Genomic DNA, 25641 nt, shown 5'->3' on the forward strand with positions numbered 1-25641 from the left:
ATGGAACCATTCGTTTTTGGAACCGCGACCGCCGCTTATCAAATTGAGGGCGGTGTGCAGGAGGGCGGGCGCGGCCTCAGTATTTGGGACACGTTCAGTCGGCAGCCGGGTAAAATGAAGGACGGCGCAACCGGCGAGGTTGCGTGTGATTATTATCACCGCTGGAAAGACGACCTGGCGCTGATGAAGCAGCTTGGCATTGACAGCTATCGCTTTTCGATTGCGTGGCCGCGCATTTTTCCACAGCAAGGGGTGTATAACCCGGAGGGAATGCAGTTTTACAAAGAAATTCTGCTGGAGCTCAGACGTCTGGGCATTTCGGCAGCGGTTACGCTGTACCACTGGGATTTGCCGCAGTGGGCGCAGAACCTCGGTGGCTGGGATAACCGCGACTGCGCGCAGTGGTTTGCAGACTACGCGCAAAAATGCTTTGCTGAACTGGACGGCTTGGTTACCCTGTGGATTACACACAATGAGCCTTTCTGTGCGTCCTTCGTTTCCAATTTGGAGGGCCGCCATGCGCCGGGCAACCGTGATTTGGAGAAAGCGCTGCGCGCCGCGCATCATCTGCTGCTTTCACATGGGCTTGCCGTGCAGGCTTACCGGAAGATGGGCGGCAGGCACCAAATCGGCATTACCTTAAACTTAGCGCCGGTGTATCCTGCCACGGCATCCTTCGCGGACGGGCTTGCCTGCGCCGCACAGGATGCGTACCAGAACCGCTGGTTTTTAGAGCCTCTTTTTCACGGGCAGTATCCGCAGGATTTCTGTATGTTGCTGAGCGCGCGCTGTGCCACGGATTTTGACTTTGTACAGCCGGGCGACTTCGCCGTGATGCAGGCACCGCTGGATTTCCTCGGTGTGAATTTTTACACGCGCAATGTGGTGGAATTTGACCCGACCGCGCTGCTGCTGCAGCATCCTGCCTATACGGATTTACCCAAAACCGAGATGGGCTGGGATGTCTGCCCGGAAACGCTCACAGACCTGCTGCGCAGTATCCGCACCTACACGAAGCTGCCGGTTTATATCACGGAAAACGGTTCCGCCTGGCAGGACACGGTTACGGACGGCGCAGTGCATGACCCACAGCGTGCGGACTATCTGCTGCGGCACCTGCAGGTGCTTGCGCAGGCGAACCGGGAGGGGCTGAACGTTGCCGGATATTACTACTGGTCGTTTTTGGACAATTTAGAGTGGGCGCGCGGGTATTCCAAGCGGTTTGGGCTGGTGTATGTGGACTACCGGACACAGCGGCGAATTCCGAAAGACAGCTTTTTTGCTTATCGGGACTTTATTGCCGCACAGCGCGGGGAAGGATGTGCTGCATATGATTAGTCAAGAAATCCGAAAGCTTGCACCGGAAATTGACCCGCTGCGCGTCGGCATGGGTTGGACGCCGCAGGATTTGGCGAAGCCGCAGATTTTGGTGGAAAGCACCTTTGGCGACAGCCACCCCGGCAGCGCGCATCTGCTGCAGCTGGTGGAGCAGGTGTGCGGCGGGGTGCAGGAGGCGGGCGGCAAGGCCGCGCGTTACTTTGCAACCGACATCTGTGACGGCATGAGCCAGGGGCACGATGGTATTAACTATTCGCTGGCTTCGCGGGATATTCTTTGTGACTTGATTGAAATTCACGAAAAGGCAACGCCTTTTGACGGCGCGGTCTTTCTTTCCAGTTGTGACAAAGCGGTGCCGGCACACTTAATGGCAATCGGCAGGCTTAATGTACCGTCTGTTTTAGTAACCGGCGGCGTGATGGATGCCGGCCCGGACCTGCTGACGCTGGAGCAAATCGGCAAGTACAGCGCGATGTACCAGCGCGGTGAGATTTCGGAAGAGAAATTCAACTGGTACAAACAACACGCCTGCCCATCCTGCGGTGCGTGTTCCTTTATGGGCACAGCGTCTTCCATGCAGATTATGGGTGAAGCGCTGGGGCTGATGCTGCCGGGCACGGCACTGATGCCTGCCACCTGCGCGGAACTGCAGGCAGTTGCCCGCCGCGCAGGGCAGCAGGTTTTGCGGCTTGCAAAACAGAACCTCCGACCGCACGACTTTGTGACAATGGAATCGTTTGAAAACGCGATTATGGTTCACGCGGCGGTTTCAGGTTCTTCCAACTGTCTGCTGCACATTCCTGCCATTGCACAGGAATTCGGGCTGCAGCTGGATGCCGATACATTTGACCGCCTGCACCGCCATGCCCACTACCTGCTGGACATCCGTCCGGCGGGGCGCTGGCCTGCGCAGTATTTTTACTATGCAGGCGGTGTACCACGCGTCATGGAGGAAATCAGGTCCATGCTGCACTTGGATGTGCGCACGGTTACAGGAAAAACGCTTGGTGAAAATCTGGAGGAGCTGAAAGCTTCCGGCTTTTACGAAACCTGCGACCGCTACCTGCAAAAAACCGGCTTGAAGCGCACGGATATCATCCGCAGTTTTGACCATCCCATCGGCAGGGACGGTACCATTGGTGTGCTGCGGGGGAACTTGGCACCGGACGGCGCGGAAGTGAAGTACAGCGCGGTGCCGAAAGAAATGTTCCGCGCGGTTTTGCGCGCGCGTCCGTTTGACAGTGAGGAGGCCGCTATTGACGCAATCCTCAAGCACCGCATACACCCGGGCGATGCGGTGTTCATTCGTTACGAGGGTCCGCGGGGCAGCGGAATGCCGGAGATGTTCTATACCGGAGAAGCCATTTCCTCTGACCCGCAGCTTTCCGCTTCCATTGCGCTGATTACGGACGGACGCTTTTCCGGCGCGTCCAAAGGACCGGTCATCGGCCATGTGTCGCCGGAAGCTGCCTCCGGCGGACCAATCGCCTTGGTGGAGGAGGACGACCTTATTTCCATCGACATTCCCGCGCGCAAACTGGAGATTGTTGGCTGCAAGGGCGAGCGGCTTTCGCCGGAAGCGGTTGCCGAAGTTTTGACGGAGCGCCGCAAAAAATGGCAGCCGCACCCGCCAAAGTACACTTCCGGTGTGATGAAGTTTTATACGCAGCACGCGGTATCCCCCATGCAGGGCGGGTACATGGAGTAGCTTTTCAACCGCGCAAAAACGCCGTATCCATGAAAAAGGAAGCAGCAGCTTCCGCTTTCGGGATACGGCGTTTTTTTATAGGTCTTTTTTCTCGTAAATCGTAATTGACCAGCGCAGTGAGAAATCCAAGGTAAGCAAAACGGGAACGACAAATACAACGAGCATAGAAAGAAACGGCGCATTCATCAGCCCAAATTGATATTCCAGGGAGAATAGGAAAGCAATCATCAGAGTGACTAAGAAAAAACTGACGCTGATAATCCAGAATGAGAAGAGTTCTGTGCCAAGGAGCAGATGCCGAACCCAGAATTCCACTAGGGCTATGACTACGGAAAGAAGAAAGCTGCACAAGGTAAACAGGTAGTTGGCAAGTACCAGCTGCCTGCGGGAATAACTTGTCAGGCTTAAAAGCGTATCTCCATCGTATTTGAATTTGACTTTTGTCAAGTAGATATGCGCGAAGAAAACCATATAGGCAGTGGAAAGAAATATAGACATGAAGTGAACCAGGATTGTAGGAGCAGGGTCTAAAACGGATTGCATGACGACGAGTGCAAATACGTCGCAGCCGATTGGAATTAGAAGGAAATATTTCATGATGATGCAGTCTTTTTTGACAAGATCAAGAATCGACTTCATGACAATTCCTCCTCTCCCAAGTAAGGCAGGATACAGTTTTCCAAGGTGCCCTGTCCCTCATTCTGCGCAAGTAGATCGTCTTTGCTGCCGTCATAAACCAGTTTGCCGTGGTTAAGAATCAACAGCTGATCCGCAGCCTTTTCTAGATCGAAGGTAATGTGTGTGGAAAAAGAATACTTTTGTCGCGCCCACTGATGTAGTCCATAAAAAGCGCATAAATTTGATTGCGCATATAGGGATCCAGTCCTGAAGTTGGTTCATCTAAAATCAGTAGGTCTGCATGATGGGAGAGCGCATAAAAATGCAAAGCTGCTTTTTTATTCCACTGGAAAGCTTTGAGATCGTTTTGTTTTGGTCAATGCCAAACCGCTTGAGGTAGGTGCTGCAGGTGTCGTTGTCCCACTGGGTATAGGCACGTGAAAGGATTTTGTTCATTTCTTTCACTTTGAGATTTTCGTACAGCTGCTCAGGGTCAAGCACAACGCGAGGCGGTCGTTTACTGCGGGAGAATGCAGCTTTTCCGTTTCTCCGAAGAGATTCACTTCTCCCATTATAGGAGGGCATCAGACCGAGGATACACTTCAGTGTGGTGGATTTTCCTGCGCCGTTTCGCCCGATAAATCCGGTGATGGTTCCGCGGGGAATCGCAAACGAAAGGTTGTCCAGCACAAAGCCTGGGTATTCTTTTTTTAGATTGCTGACTTGTAAGACGTTTTCCATGTGGCTATACTCCATCTTTAAAGAGATTCTGTTCAGATGCCATTCATTTTCGTTTAGCTCTTTTGCTTTTGGAAGATTGAAATTAGAATTGGCGTCCGTTGTATTTGCTGCGTTTGCAGGAACCATTGCGGCGGTCGAAACGACCATCATACCTGCCAGTAAAATTCCCAGAACTCTTGTGTGTCTTTTCACGTTTGTTCACTCCTTCATTTTGTTTGATGGGTTGTATTTTGGCACGTATTATGTAAAGCATCTTTTTCTTTCCGGCCGATAAAAGGAACAGATGCCTTCCATACAAGATATTTGGATTTGTTATACAGATTAAAGATCTATAAATTGCATCTACAGAATCGAAGAATACACCTATATATGTTCCTTATATACTATTATTATAATATTGAGTTCATAAAAGTAAACATAATTTTCCAAAAAATATCATATGTTCGTTGAATAAGATAGTGATTTAGAAAAAAAGAGTAAAAAATACGGCTTTTGTTTTTGAGGGTTCTAACGGCGCGGCGGCGCGCATACGGTGTGTCAGGTCTTCAAGATTTCCAAACTGCTGGGAAAGGGGATGGAACACACCAACCATGCCGGAAGCCCAAAAACGGATGCGCGAAAACCGGAACGGCTGACGTTTCAACTGACGGAACCGCAAAAAGCCGCGCTTTCCCGGGCGTTGAAAGCGGCGGCCTGTAAGGAATTGTACAGACAAGGAAAATTATCGGGCGCGCAGCTCAATGCGCTCCTCGGGCAGCAGAAATTCTGAACCGTTCTGCGCCCGCAGGCTGATACGGAAACCGTATCAGCCTATTTTTTTCAGAAGGGAAGCCTTTTCTGTATGGAAGAGAAACTGCGGGTTGCCGCATACTGCCGTGTTTCTACGGAAAAAGACGACCAGGTCAATTCCCTGCAGAACCAAAGGCAGTATTTTTCCGCGTTGATTGACCGGCACGCGGGCTGGACGCTGCATGAGGTGTATTTTGACGAGGGGCTGAGCGGTACGACCGTAAAACACCGCAGCGGCTTTCACCGAATGATTGCAGACGCCGAGTGCGGCGCGTTTTCGCTGGTTCTAACGAAAGAGGTCAGCCGCTTCGCACGCAATACGGTGGATACGCTGTCTTACACACGCAGGCTGCGCCAGCTGGGCGTTGGGGTAATTTTCACAGTCGACAATATCGACACACGCGACAACGACGGCGAACTGCGGCTTTCCATTATGGCAACACTGGCGCAGGAGGAGAGCCGCAAGATTTCCGAGCGTGTCAAATGGGGGCAAAGGCGCAGTATGGAGCAAGGCGTGGTGTTTGGGCGCGACTTGCTGGGTTATACGGTCAGGGACGGGCACCTGTTTGTGAATCAGGAAGAAGCGGAAGTGGTGCGTCTGATTTTTCACAAGTATCTGGACGAGGGGAAGGGCACGCACGTGATTGCGCGGGAACTGCAGGAGGCAGGTATCCCGCCAAAGCGCGCGCGGGTGTGGTCAAATACGGTCATTCTGCGCGTGCTGCGCAACGAGAAGTACGTTGGTGACCTGTGCCAGAAGAAAACCTGCACGCCGGATTACCTGACGCACGCCAAGACACGCACCCGCGAAAAGACGGAGCTGGTGTATCTGCGGGCGCACCACGAACCCATCCTAGACCGCGCAACGTGGGATAGGGCACAGGCGGAGCTTGCGCGCCGCTCGCCCTGTCCGGCGCGTAAACAGCAATATGCCAATCGGTACTGGTGTTCGGGAAAAATTGTCTGCGGTGTGTGTGGGCGGCACTTCGTCAGCCGAACGAAAAAGCGGAAAGACGGAACGATTTACCGGGCATGGCGCTGTCGTGCCGCCGCGGAGCACGGCGCCTGCAAATCGGACGGCCGCGGCGGAACCATCGGCTGCAGCAGTGCGTCTGTCTATGAAAAGGTGCTGCTCGCCTGTGCAGCCAGTGCGCTGGACGCCGTGTGGGCTGACAAGCGCGCGTGGAAGCAGGAACTGCTCAAGGAACTGGAGCAGACCGCGCAGACCGCACAACTGCCGGACCCGGCGGGGCTGTATCGGCAAATTGACAAACTGGAAGCCAAAAAGCTGCGCGCGGTAGATCTGACTTTGGACGGCACACTGACGCAGGAAGAACTGAAACGGCAGAAGCAGCTGTATGACGCTTCTCTAACGCGCCTGCGCGGACAAATCCGCGCTTTGGAAGCGCGGCGCGCGGCGCAGCCGACAGCGGCGGACTGCCTGCGGGTATGGGCAGAGGCACTGGAACAGATGACAGACGGCACTGCCTGTACGCCCCTGTACCGGGAAGTCGTGGAATGCATCCTCGTGGAGCCTGGCAGTTTTTTGACGCTGCGGCTGGCAGGGGTTCCGTTTGGCATTCGCCTGCACTACCGCGTGAGCGGGCGTATGGATACTTACCGGGTGGAGGTGGATGCTCTTTTCGCGGCGGCTCTGCCCGCGTGTGCAAATCCGATACCGACATAGGGACAGAAGAACTGGGTCATCTGGAGATGGTCAGTGCCATCGTGTATCAGCTGACACGCAACCTGACGCCGGAGCAGATTAAGGCCGGCGGCTTTGAAGATTACTTTGTCAACCATACGACCGGCATTTTTCCGTCGGATTCTTCCGGTGTGCCGTTCAGCGCACTGACGATTGATGTTTCTGGCGACCCCATTACCGATTTGCACGAGGACCTGGCGGCAGAGCAGAAAGCCCGCACAACCTATGACAACATCCTGCGGTATACGGAAGATCCGGATGTGCGCGACCCCATCCGTTTTCTGCGCCAACGCGAAGTTGTGCATTACCAGCGTTTTGGCGAAGCGCTACGGATTACCACAGATCATTTGGACAGTAAGAACTTCTATGCGCTGAATCCGGCGTTCGATAAACCGGTGTAAAGCGTTCTTTTTCATCAGGACGTAGAAATGGAAGAAAAAGTTTTCATATAACTAAAAAATTAAAAAATTTCTTAAAATTCAAATAATGTCTTGAAAAATCCAAAATAAGTGCTATAATATAACTATATCTAGGAATAAAATACAAATTATTACTAAAGCATTAAAAATCAATCGAGCAAATATCCGAGTATACTGCAGCCGAATGGAAATCATCTGCACTTTTTACCAGCTGGAAAAGTACAGATGGTTTTACATAAAAAATAGGCGCATCCTGCTGATAAAACCCAGTCATTCTGCAATACGCGGAATGACTGTTTTCGTTTCTCAGAAGGGGTTCGCTTTCTATCTATCATTTTATGAAAAGCAGGATTGAGAGATGAAAAAAATCGTTTCGGTTATGATCATCCTTGCCGTTGTCTTTCAGGCATTCATCGGTTTTCTGTTTGAGTCTGACCGGGAAATTGAAACGCTTCAAACGGGTGCACAGACGTATTGCGAACCGTTTGCAATCCCGGATGATTCCAGAATTTCAGATACGGATCAACTCTTTTCCGTGTTGCTGAAAACTGCACAGGAAACACATACCAATCTTTTCCGAACGTACATGGCCGGCTCTGAAACGGAGACCGTGAAAAATGACCGTACAACCGTTGTGAAATACAGTCTGCTGACAGGAAGCAGCCGTTATATGCAGACGTTTCCGCTCAAAAACGGAAGGACGTTTACACCGGCAGAAACACAAAGCCGCACCAATCGGCAGTTTCTTGACACGCAGAAGTCCGGAAGTGCAGAACAGGTCGGGCAGCTGCGTTATCATATGTATAAAACCAGCTTACGCATAGAGCCGTTTTACCAAATGACGTCAGAGGTAAAAGGAAGTGGCCGCTACTATGTGGAGCTGCCCGCCGGTGTTCAGAAAGACGTGTTTTTAAAAAGTCTGCAGAAAAATTTACAGCAGCAGTTCCAAGCGGAAATTCCGGTTGCACAGCTGCAGGGAGATACGCAGGAGATCACCATCCCTACAATGGACGAATTCCTTTTTGAATGTGTGTATGGGTTGCTGCTGCTGTTGGTTGTTCTGTCTGTGTTATATATCTGCCTGCGGGAGTCCAAGCAAATCGCTGTTTGCAAGCTGCATGGCGTAAAGACCGGAAAAATCATGTGGCTGTTGCTGCGCTCGGTGTTCGGTGTGTTTGCAGGCACGTTCCTGGCAGTGGCATTGGGCATTGGCATTTATACGCAAGATTTCGTTTATGTTTGGCGCGTTTTGCAAAACACCGTTGCGGCATACCTGTTTTCCATCGCACTGATTGCGGTGGCTGCGGCAGCTGCAGTGCGCACCTGTCGGGTTTACCAGAATCTGAATGGGAAGTCCGGCTCCAAAAGCGTCCTGTACTTAAACTATGTCGTGAAAGCATTGAGTGTTTTGTTGATTTTGGCAGAGGGACAGCTGCTGTATACCAATGTGAATGCATATCAGCAGAGTATGCGCCTCTATCAGGCATGGAGTGATGCCAGAGCTTACGGCGTCTTCTATCCGCTTACGCACGGCAGTTCTGTAACGACCGCAGAAGTTGTTGCAGCGGAAGGGAAAATCGCAGAAGAGGTTTATCCGACTTTAAACCGACAGGGTGCACTATATATTGGCGCGGAACTTTTTCAGCCGGAATATTTAAACAGTTCAGCTCCGGCATCCTTTCCATCTGTTAAAGTCAACGTCAATTATCTGAAAAAGTACCCGCTGCAGGACAGCGCCGGAAAGCCTGTTTCCGTTTCGGAGAACGAAACCAGCTGGGTGCTGCTGGCACCGATGCGCTACAAGAGTCAGGAACAAGCGCTGCGGAAGGAATTGCTGGAAACGCGGCAGGGAATGAATACGGTAGACCAGGAAGTGTATGGCGTTTCGAAAAAGATTCAAAAAGGCACCGATGTAAAAATCATCTGGATTGCGGACGGTCAAAAAGTATACACCTATAATCCAAAGGTTTCCGCAAAAACAGCGGGAACGCTTTCCGGCGTATTGGTAGAAGTCATGACGGAGCAGAATAGCTGCATTTCTGACCGGAACGGTATACGCGGAAACGGGGACAGTGACCCCTTAAAAGTAAAGCTGAACGGTACCGCGCAAGAAACCTATGACGCGTTGGTGCCGCTGCTGAAAAAAACCGGTGTTTACGAAAACCTGCCGCACTTAATTGCAACGGACCAATACATGACCGGGCAGGCGACTGTGATACAAAGTCAAATCAATTTATATGTCTTAATCGCAGGCTTTTTCCTGCTGATGCTGTGGCTGACGATCACACAAAACATGGTCATCCTTTTTGACCAAAACAAGAAGGACTTAATTGTAAAGAAGCTGTTCGGCTGGCCCGCAGGCAGGCGCTTTTGCAAATATATGCTGCCCGGGCTTCTGGTTTCGCTGTTTGTGCTGTGTGGGTACGGCGTGTTCGCATGGGTTACGCAAAGTATGCAATGGCAATACTTTTTGGTCATCAGTGCGGTTCTGCTAATTGTTGAAAGTCTGGTGTCTTTCGTCACAATCATCAGAACCGAAACGCGAAAGACAGTCGACACGCTGAAAGGAGATTCCTAATGGAAACAATTTGCAAAATGGAGCGGCTGGCAAAACGGTTTGGAAACAAAGTCGTATTAAATGACTTTTCCCTTTGTGTAAATGCCGGCGAAATGCTTTGTATTGCCGGAGCCAGCGGCAGCGGAAAAAGCACCATTTTAAATATTGTCGGGATGTTTGAAAGCGCTGACAGCGGGGAGATTTCTCTGTTTGAGCAGCCTCAGCCCAAGCTGAATAGTAAAAAGGGCCGCGCATTGCTGCAGTCCAAACTGTTTTACTTATTCCAAAACTACGCGCTGGTAGATGACAGAGATATTTCTTATAATCTGGAGATTCCTTTGATGGCGGTAAAAAAGTCAAAGAAAGAAAAAGAGATTCTCAAGCGGCAGGCATTGGAAAAGGTGGGGCTTTCCGTACCGCTGTCACAGAAAGTCTATCAGCTTTCAGGCGGTGAGCAGCAGCGGGTTTCCATTGCCAGGGGATTTCTGCGGCCGTTTGACCTGCTTTTGGCAGATGAACCGACCGGCTCTTTGGACGCAGACAACCGCGATGTGGTCTTTCAGCTGTTACAGCAGTTTCATGCGGAGGGGAAAACGGTTATCATTGTTTCCCATGATCCCTACATCATAAAACACTGCCCACGGACGGTTCGGATAAAGGATGGCAGAGCTGCGGAGGATGAATGAAATTGTCTGCATGGGATGTCCGAAGCGGAAAATGAATGCTGTAAAAGCTGTAAAAAGCACTTGTTGAGGCGGAACGGAGAAAAGTTTCCCAAGACATTACAAAGGACAGCCGCAAGTACAGACAGCGGCTGTCCTTTTGCTGTATCCAGAAAAGGAACGATTTCATATGCACTGCGCAGTTTCTCTTTACACAGTCGGTACGGTAAAGTCCACATGGATGCGTGCATTGCTGGTCGCAGCGGAAAGGTGCTTGCTTTGCCCCGGATAAGACCAGTCGGTGGGCAGGTTGTTCTGACCGTTGCTGGTGTGGCTGTGAATGGCGTATTCCCTGGCGTCGCCGGTCAGCAGACCTGTGATGGGGCCGTTTGACGTTTTAAAATCAAAGTCGTCGGAGGTAACCTGCTCGGCGTGCAGGGAGCCGTTGCTGGTGCGCAGCTGCAGCCGCGCGGGAAAAACGCAGTCCTTTACTGTCACTCTGCCATTCCCCGTGGTGCCGATGCAAGTCTGCGCGCGGGTACCGTAGGCTTCTAGGGTGCCGTTGGAGGTTTTCATCTGCAGAGCGTGGCAGTCCACATCCGAAACCGAAATGCGCGCGTTGCCAGTGACCAAGTTGACGCTGCCCACATCGTGCAGTGCGGAAGCCGTTATCTTGGCATTGCAGGTTTTTACAGAAATATCTCCGTGAAAGGACGCCGGTACCTGCAGCAGAATGCTGCGCGGGCTGCGAAACAGGTCGCGCCAGTGAAACAGCAGGTGCTGCATGGTGTGATTAAACGTAAAAACACCGTTTTCTTCTGTTACTGTGACAAAGTCATTTTCTCCGGGGGAAAACAGCACGCGCAGGGGGCCGTCCGGCACCGGCTGCACCTCTACACTGACATTTTGCGCGTTGACGGTAACGGCCCCAATCGGATTGCGTGCAGTGTAAGTATGCGGCCCGAACGCAGCCGGAGGCTCCGGCGCGGCGGCTGGCTGCTCCGGCTCCGGCGCCCGGTACTCCGCGCGGATTTGGGCGGCGATATCCTGCGGCGAATCAAACTCTTCAATGACGGCTTCCTCGGACTTCCCGTTTTCCACGCCGTCGCAGATTAGCTCCCGGTAGTAATCGAGCACACTGCTGCGCTCCTGTTCGCTCAAACCGGTCAGACCGGCGGCGAGCTGCTGTAAAAAGGTTTTCTGGTTCATAAGTGTGCTCCCTCCACAAATGCATAGATTCGTTTCATTTCGTCAGCTTCGTCTAAAAATTCCTGCACTTTTTGCAGACCGGGCGTTTCAATTTTGTAGTACTTACGTGTGCGGCCGTTGTGCTCCTGCTTGTAGGTGGAAACACAGCCGCTGGCTTCCAGACGGCGCAAAATCGGATACAGGGTCGATTCTGACACCGTAATGCAGCAGGAGATGTCGCTGACAATGCGGTAGCCGTAAGACGGGCCGTGCATCAGTGCTGCGAGCACGCAGATGTCGAGGATTCCTTTTTTTCGCTGTACGTCCATGGGTTTGCCTCCTTTTTGGGATGCGGGTTAGCGCCGAACACAATACAGATGCCGGTTTTCGATTCCATAGCGGCTGTCCTCCTTCGTATGCTGTACCTTACATAATATTATACAATACATAGTATGCATTATATAGTATACGCAGGGGAGCACTCTGTCAAGTGTTTTTTAAAATTTTGCAGAAAAAACGGCGCTCCTCCCCCAAAAGGCGGAAACGCCGTCCGTGTATGGATTATGTAGTTGTATAAGTGCAGGTATCCCCTGCGTTAAAGTGCCGCCACAAATGCAGGCTCAGCCAGAGCAGGCACGCGAAGCGCAGGCATGACAGCGCTTGTGAAGAGACACCCGGCGTTTTCGGATCTAAGTACTGCATCCACGAAAACAGGGAGACGGCGCTTTCTACCAGAAAACACAGGTGGTCGCCCCGCTGATGAGAAAACAGGGCTAGCACCAGCAAAAGCAGATCTGCCGGAAAGGCGTATCGTTCGTGCATACAAGGCAGCAGCGTGACACAGCACAAGCAGGTCCACGTTCCCACCAACAGCAGTTCATAAGGAGAGAGTCCGCCCCCGCGCTGCAGCGCAAGAGTCAGCGCGGCATACAGAGCGAGCAGAGTTACCGCAAGCAGGGCATATTTCCACTGCACAAAGGGCAGGTGTCCCAGCAGCATGCCGATGCCGGGAGAGTTTACAGATAACGAACCACAGCAGCCGAGCTGCACCAGATAGGGCCAGTAGGTCATCCAGATTGGTGTGCCGCACAGCATGGCAGGCACACAGGTCAGCACCAGCGCGGCGGGCGCCGCCAGAAAGGCGGAAAGTCGGAACCAGCGGCAGCCGGCGGCGGTAATGAGCAGCAGCGGCAGCAGAAACACCGCCTGCATTTTAAAGGCAAAAGCCAGACCAAACATGGCACAGGCGGCAATGCTGCGGTGCCGTGCGAGAAAGAAAATGGTCAGAACCAGAAAGGTGATGTAAATGGCATCGCACTGCGCCCAGAACGCGCTGTTGAAGAACGCTTCCGGAAACAGCAGCACGGCCGTGTAAATCAGCAGGCGGGCGCGCCGCGGATGTGCGCAGTCCGGCCAAACCGCACTCTGTAGAAGGGCACAGCTGCACGCAAGCGCGAAGTCTGCCGTAACGGAAATGGTTTTGACAGCAGCCAGTGCCGGTACGTGCAGTGCCGTGAACGGCGTCAGCAGTGTCAGATACGCGATGGTGTAGTTGCAGTCTGCCAGTGGTTGGCGCAAGGCGGGCAGTCCACCGCCCTGCGCGATTTGCGCGTACCATTTTTCCAGATAAATCAGATAGTCGCCGCTTTGAAAGGGATACAGCGACAGCCGGACGGCAAGTGCCAGTATGGTCACAACTGCAACGGAGATGGGAAAAAGCCGGTCTTGCAGCCACTGCGACCATGCCGGCAGGCTGTCGGAAGATGCCGGCGGGTTTTGAAAAAGCGTGTGCTTCTGCACAGGCATTCCTCCTTTTGAATTTTGTTTCCGTCTGCGCAGAGTATACCATTTAACTGTACGAATGTCAATCATACAGTTAATACAGAATGCGGATTCGGAACCGGACACAGAAAAAACCGACCTGCCGAAGCAGGCCGGTTTTCCACATTCAGTTGTTTGCCGGTTGAAAAATGATACCGGAGAAAGCGGGCAGATCCACGCGAATGCCCTGCCTGCCGCCCTGCAGAACAGCCTCTGCAGCCGGATTGCGGCGGTTGCTTCCGCCGAACGCGGCGTCCTCTGTATTGAAAATTTCGCGGTAGGTGCCCGCCTGCCGTACCGGCAAAAAATACGCCGGAACCGGACGTTCCGAAAAGTTCAGCGCAACGTAAAGTTCCTCGCGGTCAGGCGCCTCCAGACTGTCCCGACAAAATGCGAACACACAGCTGTCGGTATGCGTCAGATCCATCCAGACAAAGCTTTTGGGGTGGTAGTCATTTTGGTAAAGCGCGGGGTGCTGGCGATAAAATGTCTGCAGTGCCTGCACATACCGGTGAAATGCATCGTGATTGGGGTAAGTCAGCAGGTTCCAGCCGAGCGCGGCCTTTTCATCCCACTCCTTAAACTCCGCCAATTCGTTGCCCATGAAGTTGAGCTTTTTGCCCGGATGCGTGAACATATACAGCCACAGCAGGCGCAGCTGCGGGAATTTTTCCTCATAGGAGCCGAAAATCTTGTCAATGATGGTATGTTTGCCGTGTACGACTTCGTCATGCGAAAGCGGCAGCAAGAAAATATCGCGGTGAAAGTAGCTCATGGAAAAGGTGAGACTGTCAGCGGCGAGCCGCCGCTCCGTCGGAGATTTCTGCAGGTAAGCCAGCGTGTCATTCATCCAGCCGAGGTCCCATTTGTAGTCGAATCCAAGCCCGCCGTACTGCACCGGCGCGGTCACCTTCAGGTAGTTGGTCGAGTCCTCAGCAATCAGCATGGCACCGGGGTGGCGCGCCTGAAGCGCATAGTTGGTGCTGCGCAAAAACCAAACGCCGGCGTCGCTGACACCGCGGTTTTCGTCACCGCAGGTGTACAGAATCCGCGAAACGGCATCATAGCGCAGACCGTCAAAGTGGTAGTACGTCAGCCAGAAGTCGGCAGCAGACTTTAAGAAGCTGAGCACGTGCGGTTTTGCAAAGTCGAAAAAGACAGTGCCCCATTCGCTGTCCCGCAGCGCGGGCTCGTCGCTTTCGTAAAGGAATGTGCCGTCAAATTTGCTCAGGGCGTAGTCATCGCGGATGAAGTGTGCAGGCACAAAGTCCATGATAGTGCCGATGCCCTCCTGATGGCAGCAGTCGATGAAGTGCATCAGCTGGCGGGGAGCGCCGTAGCGGCTGGTGGGTGCAAAGTACCCGGCGGTTTGGTAGCCCCACGAAGCGTCCAGTGGATGCTCTGTGAGGGGCAGCAGCTCGATATGCGTAAATCCCTGCTGCTTTACATACGGAAGCAGGGTGTCAATCAGTTCTTCATAGGAGTAGAAGCGGTCGGCATCCTTCTGCTCCTCCTTGATGCGCCAGGAGCCAGCGTGCACTTCATAAATGGAAAGCGGGCGATTGTAGTTTTTGTCACGGGACGCCATCCACGCCTGGTCAGTCCAGGTGAAGCCGTCTAAAAAGCAGATGCGGCTGGCGGTGGCGGGGCGCAGTTCCGCAGAAAAAGCGAACGGATCGGCGCGGTCATGCAGGCCGTCGGCGGTCTGCACCCGGTATTTGTACATCTGTCCTTCCTGCGCGCCTGCCGCGAAAAGTGTCCAGAACCCCGCCGGCGTGCGGTCCATCTGCCAGGCATTCCAGCTGGAAAATTCGCCGATCAGAAACACGTTGCGGGCACCGGGCGCATAAACGGTGAAACGCACGCCGTCCTGGTCAAATTCAGCGGCTTTGTGCGCACCAAGGACCAGGTAAGCTTCGCAGCTTTGTCCCTGCAGGTATTCCCGTAAAATTTTTTCGTCCATAACAAAAGCCCTCTTTTCGTTTCGGCATTTCTACAAAACAAAAGGACCGGATGAAAAACAGTTTTGTAGATTCTGTAACCATTATAAACGAAAAGAGGGCGAAAATCTATTCTTTTTTCTGTGCGGTCAGGCGTGGGTTTCCACACCGGGCAAAACGAGTTTCTGCACCGCGTAAGCCACGCCGTCCTCGTCATTGGTTCGCGTGACAAAGTCCGCGTCGTTTTTGACCACCTGCTGGGCATTGCCCATAGCCACCCCCATGCCGGCGAAGCGCACCATGGACTGGTCATTGAAGCCGTCACCAAATGCAATTAAAGCGCTGCGGGTCAGCCCCAGCCGACCGAGCAGGACCGCAAGCGCCTGTGCTTTGTCGACGTTGTTGGGCATGACCTCCAGATAGTACGGTTCACTGCAGTAAATGCTGCAGGTCGGAAACTCCCGCCGCAGGGACGGCAGCAGCTTTTCAATGTAGGCAGGGTCACCAGGAAACAGGAATTTATTGACGTGAAAGTCAATGCGCGGCAGGATATTCGGTACCTCTTCCACCGGCATATGATTGATGAAAGCGTCGCCTCGCACATAGTTGTTGTCTGCAGTTTCGGTAATAATCGTGTCGCTGCTGTAAATAATGACGGCAAGCGGATGTTTTTTGTTCAGCCCGCACAGCCGCGGCAGAAGTTCTTTCGGCAGGTAGCGCTCATACAGGGTTTCGCCGGTTTTACAGGAAACGATTTTACCGCCGTTAAAAGAGATGATATAGCCGTCGCTTTGATCCAATTCCAGCTCGCGCGCGAGTGGCAGCACCCCTGCGGTCGGTCTGCCGGAAACCAGCGCGATGCGGATGCCGGCGTGCTGAGCGTGCAGCAGAACTTCACGGGTGGCCGGGCTGATTTTTTTCTGTGAGTTTGTCAGTGTACCGTCAAGATCCAGTGCAATGAGTTTGTAATCCTCCATGAGAATACCTCCCGGCTCAAAATTCCGTTTGTGCACCTTTCTGCACAAACGAAGCTATTCTTTATTGTACACGTTTTTGTGCGCCGGTGCAATTGACAGGGCAGAGAACGTTTGCCGCAGCGTGCTCAATTTTTGTGAAAAAGGCGCGAAAAAGCCGACGTACTTGCGCTTTTTTGCGCTGACCGATATAATGGTGGTACAAAAGCGCGCGGCTTTTGGAAGAAAGGCAGAGGGGGAACACAGTTTGCGGTTACGCTACAAAACAGTTTTGTTTGACTTTGACGGTACCATCTGCGCCTCCGGCGAGGGCATTATGCATTGTGCGGCGCTGGCGCTGCAAGAAATGGGAGTGCCGGTGCCGCCGCGGGAAACCCTGCGCCGGTTCATCGGCCCGCCTGCGGAGGATTGCTACCAAAATTTTTGCGGCATGACGCCGGAGCAGGCGGTTGAGGCGGTGCGCCGCTTTCGGGTGCATTATGACTCGACTGGCTGGCTGAAAACGGAAATGTATCCGGGCGTTCCGGAGTTGCTGCGGGATCTGCGCGCAGCCGGTGCGGTGGTCTGCACCGCTTCATCCAAGCCTTTTATGATGGTGGAGCGGTTGCTTCAGCATTTTGGGGTGGAGCAGCTGTTCAGCCAGCTCTGCGCGGCAGACAACGACGGCGGCAATGCCGCGAAAGCCCAGGTCATCCGCAAGGCGATGGCGCTGTGCGGTACCAATAGCCTGACAGATACGGTCATGATTGGGGATACCCATTATGACGCAGAGGGCGCGGCGGAAGTGGGGCTGCCGTTTGTCGGGGCGGCTTACGGATACGGCGGCAAGGAAGACCTGAAAGCCGGCGGCGCGGTTTGCTTCGCGGATTCACCGGCGGATTTGCGCCGTTATCTCTTTATAAAAGAGCCATCATAAACAAGGCGCCGGAATTCCGTTTTCAAGGATTCCGGCGCCTTTTGCGGCGTTTCAGTTGTGCCGAAGCAAGAAAAAACAGCGTGCACTGCAAAGTGCCGCGCCCCCTGCAAAAAGCAGGGTTACCACAGTGAGCAGAACGTCAATCTGCACACCGGCTCGCAGCCGGCTGAATAGGTCAACTGCCCAAAGGACAGCCAGCACAGCGGCAAGCAGAAGGCAGGCAATTGCTGTGCGTTGGTAACCGCCGCGCGGCGCAGGGTTGCTTTTTGCAGCATGACGGCCGGCAAGGTGGGCGAGAAACGCGTCAAGCGGTTCGAGTAATTTAGTTTGCATATTTTTCTGCATAGGACTCTCCAAACCAAAGGGCAATTTCCCGGCGAACAGCTTCCGGGCTGTCGCTGGCGTGAATCAAGTTTTGGCAGCTGCGGCTTTCCGCGGCGGATTTTGCGAAGCTGTCGATGCCGAAATCTCCGCGGATGGTACCCTTTTGTGCCTCCGCCGGATTGGTGGCACCGACCACGCTGCGGATGCGCTCGATGATGTCGGCGTGTTCTGATTTGACGATGATGGGGATCACATAGCGGTTGGTGAAAAAGTCCGCGTATTTCCGCTCAAAGTCGTGCCCCATTTTGGCAATGGCCTGTGCGTAGTGTTTCAGCAGGGTGCCTGTTTTCACCTTTTGACAGTCTATCAATTCCAGCTCGATGTCGGCTTCTTTTAGGTAGCTGAGAATCGGTACGGTCAATCCCCGCTCTACGGCGTCCGGTTTGAGCATGATAAAACTGTAATACATACAAATCCTCCTGATTCTGTTCCGCGTGAATTTCTCTCTTTTTATTATATAACAAGCGGCCGCGGAATAACAGGGGAAGCGTGTAAGAAATTTGCTAACCGTAATTTTTCTAAATCTTTTCCACAAAGAAAAAGAAAAAAGGGAAAAGTGTCAAGCTAAGCGTTATGCAAAACGAGGTCTGCCGTTGTGCCGCCGGTCAGCTTTAAAAGGTCCTGAATCGAAAGCTCGACCTGCGTGCCGATTTTTCCGCCGCTGACGAAAATGGTGCCGAACTGCAGAGCGCTTTCGTCAAACACCGTTGTGAACTGCTTTTTCATGCCCACAGGGGAGCAGCCGCCGCGGATGTAGCCGGTGACTTTGTTAATATCCTTGACGTGAATCATTTCGACACTTTTCGCGCCGACACTGCGCGCGGCAGCTTTCAAGTTTAGTTCCGCCGCCACCGGCACCGCAAAAACGTAGTAGGCGCGGTCGGCACCCTGCGTAACCAGTGTTTTAAAAACCTGCGGCAGGGGCTGTCCCAGTTTCTGTGCAACCGCAATGCCGTCGATTTTTCCATCCTCATGCGCGTAAAAATGCGGGGTATAGGCAATGTGTTCCTTGTCTAAAATCCGCATGACGTTTGTTTTTTCGTCTTTCTTTTTTGCCATGGTAAAAACCCTCCTGTCGGCTCCATTATACGACGCAGCACACCTGCTGTAAACAGCGGCAGGCGGAAAACCGCCGCAACCGGCAGTTGACACGCGCAGAATCTGCAAATTGCAAGGGCAGACTGCTTGCTTTTTGGCTGCGGCGGAGACAGGATACGGGGTCATCCGCCCAAAGCCTCGCGCTGGGCGCGAAATACTTCCGCATGGTCTAAAAAAATGCGGGCTAAAGCCGGGTCAAACTGCACGCCTGCGTTTGTTTCGATTTCGCGGCAGGCGAATGCGTGGCTGTGCGCTTTGCGGTAAACCCGGCTGCTGGTAATGGCATCGTAAACGTCACAGAGGGAGGTGACGCGCGCGGCAAACGGAATTTGCTTGCCGCTGAGCCCATAGGGGTAGCCCTGCCCGTTCCACCACTCGTGGTGAAAAACCGCACACGCGCGCGCCGTCTGGAAAAGCGGCTCCGGCATTCCGCACAGGATGTCCTGCCGCATCAGGGCAAACATCTTTTCTGCGTACAGGGGGTGCCTGCGGACTTCCTGAAGCTGGGCAGGCGTCAGCTTTTCGGCTTTCAGCAGAAGCGCGCGGGGAACCCATGCCTTTCCAATGTCGTGAAAATAGGCGGCGCTGCCCAAACGGGACAGTTCATCAGCCGGGCAGCCTGTTTTGGCGCTGCGCAAAGTCTCTGCCAATGCGGCGGTATACAGCTTTACATGGGCGGAATGCAGCCGTTGTTCCTTGGGCAAAGACTGCATCCATCTGCTGATTTCAGAATCGCCGTTTAAGGGATTTGGCACGGTTCCATTCTCCTTTCCGAAAGTGCGGTGCAAATGAGAGACGCAGGCTGCCGAATGGAGGCAACCTGCGCCTTTTGCAGAACGCTGTTAAGTCGAATACTTGGAAGTGTCCGTTTTTGTGGAGGGGGCAATCGGTGCCGCAGGCGGCGGTGTCTGTGCATTTTTCAGCTTGAAGATGCTGACGTTTTCTTTCAGGATATCTGCCTGACCGGAAAGTTCTTCACTGGCAGCCGCACTTTCTTCGGCGGCTGCCGCGTTGCTTTGCACAACCTGCGAAACCTGTGTAATGCCCTGGTTAATTTGCTCCAGTGCAGCGGCCTGCTCGTTGGAAGCGGAAGCAATAGCACCCACCAAATCGGACGCCTGGGAAATGCCCTCTGTAATTTTTTGCAGCGCGCTGGCGGTTTCATTGGCAATGTCTGTGCCGCTGCCGACTTTTTGTGTGGAGGTTTCAATCAGCGTCGTGGTTTCCTTTGCAGCTTGTGCTGATTTTGCGGCGAGGCTGCGGACTTCCTCCGCAACCACGGCAAAGCCCTTTCCGTACTGACCGGCGCGGGCTGCCTCTACAGCGGCATTCAGAGCAAGAATATTGGTTTGGAACGCGATTTCATCAATGGCTTTGATGATTTTGCCGATACTGCCGGAAGAGGTGTTGATATCCTCCATGGCCTGCAGCATTTCGCCCATTTTCGTATTTCCGTTTTCTGCGTCGGACTTAATGGTTCTCGCAAGCTCGTAAGTTTTCTGTGCATTTTGTGCGTTCTGCGTGGTTTGGGAAGTGACTTCCTCCATGGAAGCGGAAAGTTCCTCCACAGAGCTTGCCTGCTCGGTGGCACCCTGCGACAGCATGGTGCTGGAATTTGCAACCTGTCTGGCACCGGCATCCACCTGTTCCGAAGAGGACACAATGGAAGTGGCAAGCGTATGGAATTTCTGTACAAGGTTATTCAGTGCTTTCCCGAGGATGTCCTCGTCAGAACGAACCGTGACGGAAACAGTCAGGTCGCCGCCGGCAATCGCAAGGGTTTCGCTAGTGAGTTTGTTGGTGCCGACAATCAATTGATTAAAGGAAACCGCGAGCTGACCGATTTCATCTTGACGGCTGTTCAGTACCTTGTCTTTTTCGTTGAAGAGTTTGGATTTGTCCATATCACCGACGGCCATCATGGCGGCAAATGCTGCGTATTTCTGTATGGGCGGCACAATGCTCTTAGAAATTCTGCGGCTGCATTTATAGGAGGCTGCAGCGGCGGAAAGGACAATGGCAAGCATGACGCATATTTCGATGATCGAGCTGGTCTGGGTGTTTGAGAGGCTTTGCTGTGCCTGCGCGTCGTTAAAGCTGGAGAGTACAGAGAAAGCATCGATTACATCTTGCGTTTTGGAAGAAGTGTCGTTAATCAGTGTAAGAATTTCTTCCTGAGAGCCGCCGGAACTTGCGGTCTGCACAATGTTGTTAACGACGGTTTCATATGCCGCATAAGCGGTTTTCAAGGATTCATAGTGTTCCTGATCCGTGCTGTTGGACAGCGTACCGCTGTACTTTTCTAGCTGCTTTTGTACGGCTTGCAAATCAGTTGAAATGGTTTGGCTGTATTTGTCCTTGTCTGTATCATAGTGCATATACAGGTCACGGACGGCGGTGCGCAGATCCTTAAAATCAATTTCAGCATTGGAAGAGTATTCGATTCCAAGGGTCGACTGGTTGTACATGGTCTGCTGATTGCTCATGAGAATGATCAGGCTGATAATTCCCAGAAGTCCGATGATGGCGCCCATGGTGGATACAAAGGTGAATCCAACGGAGAGCTTTTTGGAGATGCTGATGTCGTCGAACCGATTTCGCTTCATAATTCGCTTTCCCTCTTTAAAAAAATTTGCAGGACGCCGTTTTGTGCGGCTGACTGGTGCAGAACCTTTCAAAGCTTCTGCGTGCTGTGGCGGACGTTTCTCCGGTTGACTATCCGGCAGCGGACACTTGCCAAAAAATTCTGACCGCATACACTTACTTTGGGGCGGGGATACTATGGAAGCAGGGAGATTTTAGGACGCAGTTTGTTAAAGACTGCGTCCTTTGAGGAGAATCATGTGGTTCTGTCTGCCTTTGAAGCACGGTTGACAGAGGTGGTGACGGCGGCTGGCGGTTGGAGCATACAGGTACTGTGCATCTCGTTGAATTTTTCCATGGCAATTTTTTTCTGCCCCATTAGGGAATGTGCATAAATGTTCAGGGTAATAGAAACATTGGCGTGCCCCAGCAGTTCACTGAGAGTCTTCATGTCTACCCCGAGCTCCAGCGCCCTGGTTGCAAAGGTATGCCGGATGGCATGAAACTTGCGGTACTTCACGTGTGCATCTGCCAGAAGCTTTTTGTAAAGTTTCTGGTAGTAACGCGGGTCAATCGGCACAGCTGTACCGGAAAGCATATAGACGCTGTCTTTCGGGCAGCGGGCTTTGCAGGCGGTCAACTGTGCCAGCAAAAACTGCGGCAGAGGAATTTTGCGCATGGATTTTCTGCTCTTTGGAGTGCCGGTCATCAATTTGGTTTTGCTGCCTGTTTGAGAAAAGTCTTTTACGCGTGTGACGGTCTTGGTCACGGAAATGGTGCCGGCTTCATCGTCCAGATCGCTCCATCGCAAAGCGCAAAGCTCGCCAATGCGGATGCCCGTGTAAAAGCACAGAAGGATTCCCAGCAGGCGCTGGTCACCTGCTTGAAAAACAGCGTGTTCAATCTGGCGCTGTTCCTTTACGGTGAAAACCAGCACTTCGGAATCTTCTTCTTTCGGCAGACGCACGCTTTCTAAAATCTGTACGGAGGAATGGGTGTCTTTTGCAATTCCTTTCAGAGAGGTTTTAAAAATTGTAAGGATTTTTCGCTTGGAGGATTCAGACAGTGAGGAATTATCCTGAACGGAACGTGCAAAACGCGCCGCGCTGGCCTCCGAAAGAAATTCGTTTCCGCTGAGGCTGAAAAACGGTATCACATATTTTTTCATACAGCGGTAGTAGCTTTCATACGTAGAGGGTTTCACTTGATAAAGGATATCCTTTGACAGCCAAGTGCTGAATAGACCCGCGGCTTTGGTGGAGGCTGGCAAAACCTGCAGGGAATGCACTTCGCCGGTTTCCTGGCAGAGTCTTTGCTTTTCTTTGACCTCCCGGTATGTTTTTGCATAAACATAGCGGTATTTTCCGTCTGACGTACGGACACGGCCTTCCCAACGGCCGTCCTTTCGTTTGTAAATGTTTTCGCCCCTTCTCGGCATACTCATAATCTCCTTTTGACATAAACTTTGACGGCGGATAAATCACTGAAAGCAGGGCAGAATACGCCGCGTTCTGTGCAGGATATGTCAGATATTCGGTTTTAAACGCCATTTTTAGGGATTTGACATCTGATATGGCTTCATTTATAATGAAAACGTCGCATTCAAGCGGACGCAGTCTTTAACAAACTGCGTCTTTTTTGCGGCCTTTTTTTATTTTGGCAGGGATTTTGGGCAGTTCTGAACTGCCTTTTTATGGTTTACAAGGCATAGAAAATGTACTATAATGAGAGAAATCGTAGAAAAATCTAAAATTCACGCTTGGAAGGAGAAATTTACAGAGTGATTCCACAAATTGAGAGAGAAGCACAGTGGCACAGCGGCGCCTTTGCGGCGGGAAGACCCGGTCGGGGGAAAGCGGCGGCAGTATGAAACGGCCGGTAAGCCGCAGACGGCTGCTTTTGGCAGCGGCGGTCGTTTTGCTGTTGGTTAGCATTCCTGCATTTGCGGCATTCAGCACCCAAGTTGGCCCGAAGTTCCTAATCCGGTCAGCGGCGCAGCAGGTGCAGCCCGGGGAGGAAGTGCGCGTGGAGTTGGTGGCATCGCCTGGCCGCACCACGGCAGGGGCGTTTCGATTTTCTCTGACGTATGATGCCGCTGCCTTTTCTTATGTGCGCAAAGAGGACGCTTCGCAGATTCAGGGGGCAGACCTGTTTGTGCGGCAGTCCAATCCGCTGGTTTCCGTTTATACTTGTGATACACAGCAGGGAGGCGCCGCGTTGCTTTCCGGAGAGGTGGCGGCTTATGTGTTTCGTGTGCGGGAGGATGCTGAACCCGGTACCTATACATTTTCCGCGAAAACAGACGAAGTGTGTGATTACGACGGGAATCCGCTTGCAGACAGTGACGCTGCCGCGGTACAGATGCAGGTCAGCTTTTCCCAAACACAGTCGGAAATTTCCGGTTTGCTTTCGTCTGCGCAGTCTGTGTCGACCGCTGCTGCCGGACAGCCGTACTTAACCGCGCTGTTGCCGGAGGATACCTCACTGGGGCAGCTGCAGCCCGCTTTTCGACCGGAAGTTACATCGTACCGTATGACAGTGCCGGAAAGTTGCGCGGAACTTTGGTTTCAGACCGGTCAGCCGGACGGTGTGGCAGTCACAGTCAACCGGCACACCCTGCAGGCGGCGGGAAACGACACGGTGATTACCGTAACGGCAAAAGCGCTTTCCGACGGCGGCCAGCGAATTTATACCATTGTCGTCCATCGGGAGCACAGCGGAGAGAGCACGGTTTCGGCCTCGGCTGTGTCGGCACCGCAGGCAGAGGCCGTCACCGTAGCGGCGCCGGCAGGAACCGGGTTGACGCCTTCTTTTCAGCCGGACATTCATGATTACGAAATGACCGTGCCTGCCTCCTGCTCGGAGGTTTACCTGCAGGCAGATACCGACACCCATGCCGCCGTGACCGCCAACCGACACACCCTGCTTGCAGCGGGAAACGATACCGTCATTACGCTAACGGTCACGGCTGCCGACGGCAGCGGAAAAACCCAGTATCGGTTTGTGGTGCATCGGCTTGCAGAGCCTCAAAGCACTTCTTCTGCGGCTGCACGCAGAGCCGCCGGGCAAGTGAAAACATCTGGCAAGAGTGCCGCAAAGAAAGCGTCCCGTGCAGCGGCGGCTTCTAAAACAAAAAAGGCGGCTTCCGCAGGGCGAAAGTCGTCTGCCTCCCGTACCGGTACTGCAAAATCCGCAAAGACCGCTGCGCGGGGAGAGGAAGCCTACACACCGTCAGCGGTCCCGGTTACAGCCGCGCAGCAAGGCGGGCTGACTGTGGCGGGAAATGACGGTTTTACCGGATTTCAGACCGGCATATTGGTGCTGTTTCTGGCAGCTTCCGCTGCAGTGGCGGGCATTTTGGGCACCCGCGCTTACTGCCGAAAAAAGACAGCGCCGGAAACTGCGGGCAGTACAGCTTCAGAAGCATCGGAAGTACCAGAAGAAAAGCCTTGACGCAGACCGCAAAGCGCTTGGGACAGAAAAAAGGAAAAGCAGAGGTTTCATGACCACACCTGCTTTTCCTTTTTTCTGTTTTGCTTTTTCAAACCGCGGCAACCGCGCGGGAAGCGTCCCGCTGCAGCCGTTTGCGTACAATTTCCAGCCGAAAGCGGTTGTACCGCTGAATCATGGCAAACGGTGCATTTCCCATGAAGATCAGGACGGTAAAGGTAACTCCCACCACGGACTGGTTGATAATTAAGGTTAAGAAAATGCTGCCGAGGTTCCAAGTGTGCATCCACTCTGCACGGCAGGTTTCGCTTATGAAATTGTCCAAGTAATCCAGGGAAACATCGGTGATATGCTTTTTAGAAAAGCCACCGCTGCCGACAAACTGCGGGACGCGGTCTTTCCACTCGTTGATATGTAGGACATCGCGGTACCAACGACCGCCCTTTTCCCATTTCCACGGCCGGTACAGGGCGGAATCCGGCTGAAAATAGGAATTGGACAATTTGACAGAAAGCAAAAACGTCGTTCCGTGCCAGGCTCCCACAATCAGCAAATTGATGAAAAGCATAGATAAATAATTCATATCCTGAATCAAATCCCATTCTCTCCTTTCCTCTGCGGAATGCGCTTGCTTTTTGTCGTGCGGTGCCGACTGAGCCGCATCGACGTTTGATTTTTGCGAATAAGGCGCTTCTGTTTTCTATTATAATACACAGACCGGTTGTTGTAAACCTAGTACAGCCGGCTTCT

General features: G+C 52.9%; 22 protein-coding genes. 8 read left to right on the top strand and 14 right to left on the bottom strand.

Annotation, left to right across the window (positions count from 1 at the left end; genetic code table 11):
- The gene (locus tag PXC00_RS02090; RefSeq protein ID WP_275846175.1) at positions 1–1338 is read left to right on the top strand and encodes a GH1 family beta-glucosidase; all 1338 of its coding nucleotides are present in this window, start codon (positions 1–3) and stop codon (positions 1336–1338) included.
- Complete coding sequence (gene ilvD / locus PXC00_RS02095; protein ID WP_407654292.1) at positions 1331–3046, top strand: dihydroxy-acid dehydratase; 1716 nt, start codon at positions 1331–1333, stop codon at positions 3044–3046. The genes PXC00_RS02090 and ilvD overlap by 8 nt, the downstream gene beginning before the upstream one ends.
- A 75-nt stretch (positions 3047–3121) precedes the next feature.
- Here ilvD and PXC00_RS02100 read toward each other — a convergent pair whose 3' ends face one another.
- Both PXC00_RS02100 and PXC00_RS02105 read right to left on the bottom strand, forming a co-directional pair.
- On the bottom strand, positions 3122–3685 hold the full coding sequence (locus PXC00_RS02100; RefSeq protein ID WP_275846177.1) for an ABC-2 transporter permease: 564 nt from the start codon (positions 3683–3685) through the stop codon (positions 3122–3124).
- 267 nt (positions 3686–3952) lie between these two features.
- On the bottom strand, positions 3953–4597 hold the full coding sequence (locus PXC00_RS02105; protein WP_275846181.1) for an ATP-binding cassette domain-containing protein: 645 nt from the start codon (positions 4595–4597) through the stop codon (positions 3953–3955).
- A gap of 649 nt (positions 4598–5246) precedes the next feature.
- On the opposite strand from PXC00_RS02105, the gene PXC00_RS02110 reads away from it, so the two are divergent.
- From PXC00_RS02110 to PXC00_RS02125, 4 genes are all read left to right on the top strand, one after another.
- Positions 5247–6881: a recombinase family protein gene (locus PXC00_RS02110; protein ID WP_275846183.1), complete on the top strand. Its 1635-nt coding sequence runs from the start codon at positions 5247–5249 to the stop codon at positions 6879–6881.
- Positions 6857–7300: a manganese catalase family protein gene (locus tag PXC00_RS02115; protein ID WP_275846185.1), complete on the top strand. Its 444-nt coding sequence runs from the start codon at positions 6857–6859 to the stop codon at positions 7298–7300. The genes PXC00_RS02110 and PXC00_RS02115 overlap by 25 nt, the downstream gene beginning before the upstream one ends.
- A 376-nt stretch (positions 7301–7676) precedes the next feature.
- Complete coding sequence (locus tag PXC00_RS02120; RefSeq protein WP_275846187.1) at positions 7677–9896, top strand: DUF1430 domain-containing protein; 2220 nt, start codon at positions 7677–7679, stop codon at positions 9894–9896.
- Positions 9896–10561, top strand: a complete 666-nt coding sequence (locus PXC00_RS02125; protein WP_275846189.1) for an ATP-binding cassette domain-containing protein — start codon at positions 9896–9898, stop codon at positions 10559–10561. The genes PXC00_RS02120 and PXC00_RS02125 overlap by 1 nt, the downstream gene beginning before the upstream one ends.
- A gap of 186 nt (positions 10562–10747) precedes the next feature.
- Here PXC00_RS02125 and PXC00_RS02130 read toward each other — a convergent pair whose 3' ends face one another.
- From PXC00_RS02130 to PXC00_RS02150, 5 genes are all read right to left on the bottom strand, one after another.
- Positions 10748–11746 carry an HAAS signaling domain-containing protein gene (locus PXC00_RS02130; protein WP_275846191.1) on the bottom strand — a complete coding sequence of 333 codons (999 nt, stop codon included), beginning with the start codon at positions 11744–11746 and terminating at the stop codon, positions 10748–10750.
- On the bottom strand, positions 11743–12054 hold the full coding sequence (locus PXC00_RS02135; protein WP_275846193.1) for a PadR family transcriptional regulator: 312 nt from the start codon (positions 12052–12054) through the stop codon (positions 11743–11745). Before PXC00_RS02135 ends, PXC00_RS02130 begins: the two co-directional genes overlap by 4 nt.
- Positions 12055–12286: 232 nt before the next feature.
- Positions 12287–13525 carry a glycosyltransferase 87 family protein gene (locus PXC00_RS02140; RefSeq protein ID WP_275846195.1) on the bottom strand — a complete coding sequence of 413 codons (1239 nt, stop codon included), beginning with the start codon at positions 13523–13525 and terminating at the stop codon, positions 12287–12289.
- 148 nt (positions 13526–13673) lie between these two features.
- The gene (gene glgB / locus PXC00_RS02145) at positions 13674–15509 is read right to left on the bottom strand and encodes a 1,4-alpha-glucan branching protein GlgB (RefSeq protein ID WP_275846197.1); all 1836 of its coding nucleotides are present in this window, start codon (positions 15507–15509) and stop codon (positions 13674–13676) included.
- Between the two features lie 126 nt (positions 15510–15635).
- Positions 15636–16463, bottom strand: a complete 828-nt coding sequence (locus PXC00_RS02150) for a Cof-type HAD-IIB family hydrolase (RefSeq protein ID WP_275846199.1) — start codon at positions 16461–16463, stop codon at positions 15636–15638.
- A gap of 244 nt (positions 16464–16707) precedes the next feature.
- Between PXC00_RS02150 and PXC00_RS02155 the strand changes: the two genes are divergently transcribed.
- A complete protein-coding gene (locus tag PXC00_RS02155; protein ID WP_275846201.1) occupies positions 16708–17376 on the top strand; it encodes an HAD hydrolase-like protein in 669 nt (222 codons plus the stop codon).
- Between the two features lie 51 nt (positions 17377–17427).
- Here the strand turns inward: PXC00_RS02155 and PXC00_RS02160 are convergent, their stop codons facing one another.
- The 6 genes from PXC00_RS02160 to PXC00_RS02185 form a co-directional block, all read right to left on the bottom strand.
- Positions 17428–17721 (bottom strand): hypothetical protein, encoded by a 294-nt coding sequence (locus PXC00_RS02160; RefSeq protein ID WP_316935050.1) that lies wholly within the window; start codon positions 17719–17721, stop codon positions 17428–17430.
- A complete protein-coding gene (locus PXC00_RS02165) occupies positions 17699–18169 on the bottom strand; it encodes a nucleoside-diphosphate kinase (protein WP_275846205.1) in 471 nt (156 codons plus the stop codon). Before PXC00_RS02165 ends, PXC00_RS02160 begins: the two co-directional genes overlap by 23 nt.
- Positions 18170–18324: 155 nt before the next feature.
- Positions 18325–18819 carry a Cys-tRNA(Pro) deacylase gene (ybaK, locus tag PXC00_RS02170; RefSeq protein ID WP_275846207.1) on the bottom strand — a complete coding sequence of 165 codons (495 nt, stop codon included), beginning with the start codon at positions 18817–18819 and terminating at the stop codon, positions 18325–18327.
- 161 nt (positions 18820–18980) lie between these two features.
- Entirely contained in the window at positions 18981–19613 is a 633-nt protein-coding gene (locus PXC00_RS02175; protein ID WP_275846209.1) for an HD-GYP domain-containing protein, read from the bottom strand.
- Between the two features lie 87 nt (positions 19614–19700).
- On the bottom strand, positions 19701–21464 hold the full coding sequence (locus PXC00_RS02180; RefSeq protein ID WP_275846211.1) for a methyl-accepting chemotaxis protein: 1764 nt from the start codon (positions 21462–21464) through the stop codon (positions 19701–19703).
- Between the two features lie 233 nt (positions 21465–21697).
- Positions 21698–22879, bottom strand: a complete 1182-nt coding sequence (locus tag PXC00_RS02185) for a site-specific integrase (RefSeq protein WP_275847126.1) — start codon at positions 22877–22879, stop codon at positions 21698–21700.
- 428 nt (positions 22880–23307) lie between these two features.
- Between PXC00_RS02185 and PXC00_RS02190 the strand changes: the two genes are divergently transcribed.
- On the top strand, positions 23308–24894 hold the full coding sequence (locus PXC00_RS02190) for a cadherin-like beta sandwich domain-containing protein (RefSeq protein ID WP_275846888.1): 1587 nt from the start codon (positions 23308–23310) through the stop codon (positions 24892–24894).
- 88 nt (positions 24895–24982) lie between these two features.
- Here PXC00_RS02190 and PXC00_RS02195 read toward each other — a convergent pair whose 3' ends face one another.
- Positions 24983–25486 carry a glycosyl-4,4'-diaponeurosporenoate acyltransferase CrtO family protein gene (locus PXC00_RS02195; RefSeq protein ID WP_316935051.1) on the bottom strand — a complete coding sequence of 168 codons (504 nt, stop codon included), beginning with the start codon at positions 25484–25486 and terminating at the stop codon, positions 24983–24985.
- Positions 25487–25641 lie beyond the last annotated feature (155 nt).

Source organism: Caproicibacterium argilliputei, assembly GCF_029211325.2.
Classification (GTDB): Bacteria; Bacillota; Clostridia; order Oscillospirales; family Acutalibacteraceae; genus Caproicibacterium; species Caproicibacterium argilliputei.

Excerpts from the sequence above, each read along its gene's own strand:
- PXC00_RS02090 (WP_275846175.1), top strand. The coding sequence starts at position 1 with ATGGAACCATTCGTTTTTGGAACCGCGACCGCCGCTTATCAAATTGAG.
- ilvD (WP_407654292.1), top strand. The coding sequence starts at position 1,331 with ATGATTAGTCAAGAAATCCGAAAGCTTGCACCGGAAATTGACCCGCTG.
- PXC00_RS02100 (WP_275846177.1), bottom strand. The coding sequence starts at position 3,685 with ATGAAGTCGATTCTTGATCTTGTCAAAAAAGACTGCATCATCATGAAA.
- PXC00_RS02110 (WP_275846183.1), top strand. The coding sequence starts at position 5,247 with ATGGAAGAGAAACTGCGGGTTGCCGCATACTGCCGTGTTTCTACGGAA.
- PXC00_RS02120 (WP_275846187.1), top strand. The coding sequence starts at position 7,677 with ATGAAAAAAATCGTTTCGGTTATGATCATCCTTGCCGTTGTCTTTCAG.
- PXC00_RS02125 (WP_275846189.1), top strand. The coding sequence starts at position 9,896 with ATGGAAACAATTTGCAAAATGGAGCGGCTGGCAAAACGGTTTGGAAAC.
- PXC00_RS02130 (WP_275846191.1), bottom strand. The coding sequence starts at position 11,746 with ATGAACCAGAAAACCTTTTTACAGCAGCTCGCCGCCGGTCTGACCGGT.
- PXC00_RS02135 (WP_275846193.1), bottom strand. The coding sequence starts at position 12,054 with ATGGACGTACAGCGAAAAAAAGGAATCCTCGACATCTGCGTGCTCGCA.
- glgB (WP_275846197.1), bottom strand. The coding sequence starts at position 15,509 with ATGGACGAAAAAATTTTACGGGAATACCTGCAGGGACAAAGCTGCGAA.
- PXC00_RS02150 (WP_275846199.1), bottom strand. The coding sequence starts at position 16,463 with ATGGAGGATTACAAACTCATTGCACTGGATCTTGACGGTACACTGACA.
- PXC00_RS02160 (WP_316935050.1), bottom strand. The coding sequence starts at position 17,721 with ATGCAGAAAAATATGCAAACTAAATTACTCGAACCGCTTGACGCGTTT.
- PXC00_RS02165 (WP_275846205.1), bottom strand. The coding sequence starts at position 18,169 with ATGTATTACAGTTTTATCATGCTCAAACCGGACGCCGTAGAGCGGGGA.
- ybaK (WP_275846207.1), bottom strand. The coding sequence starts at position 18,819 with ATGGCAAAAAAGAAAGACGAAAAAACAAACGTCATGCGGATTTTAGAC.
- PXC00_RS02180 (WP_275846211.1), bottom strand. The coding sequence starts at position 21,464 with ATGAAGCGAAATCGGTTCGACGACATCAGCATCTCCAAAAAGCTCTCC.
- PXC00_RS02185 (WP_275847126.1), bottom strand. The coding sequence starts at position 22,879 with ATGCCGAGAAGGGGCGAAAACATTTACAAACGAAAGGACGGCCGTTGG.
- PXC00_RS02190 (WP_275846888.1), top strand. The coding sequence starts at position 23,308 with ATGAAACGGCCGGTAAGCCGCAGACGGCTGCTTTTGGCAGCGGCGGTC.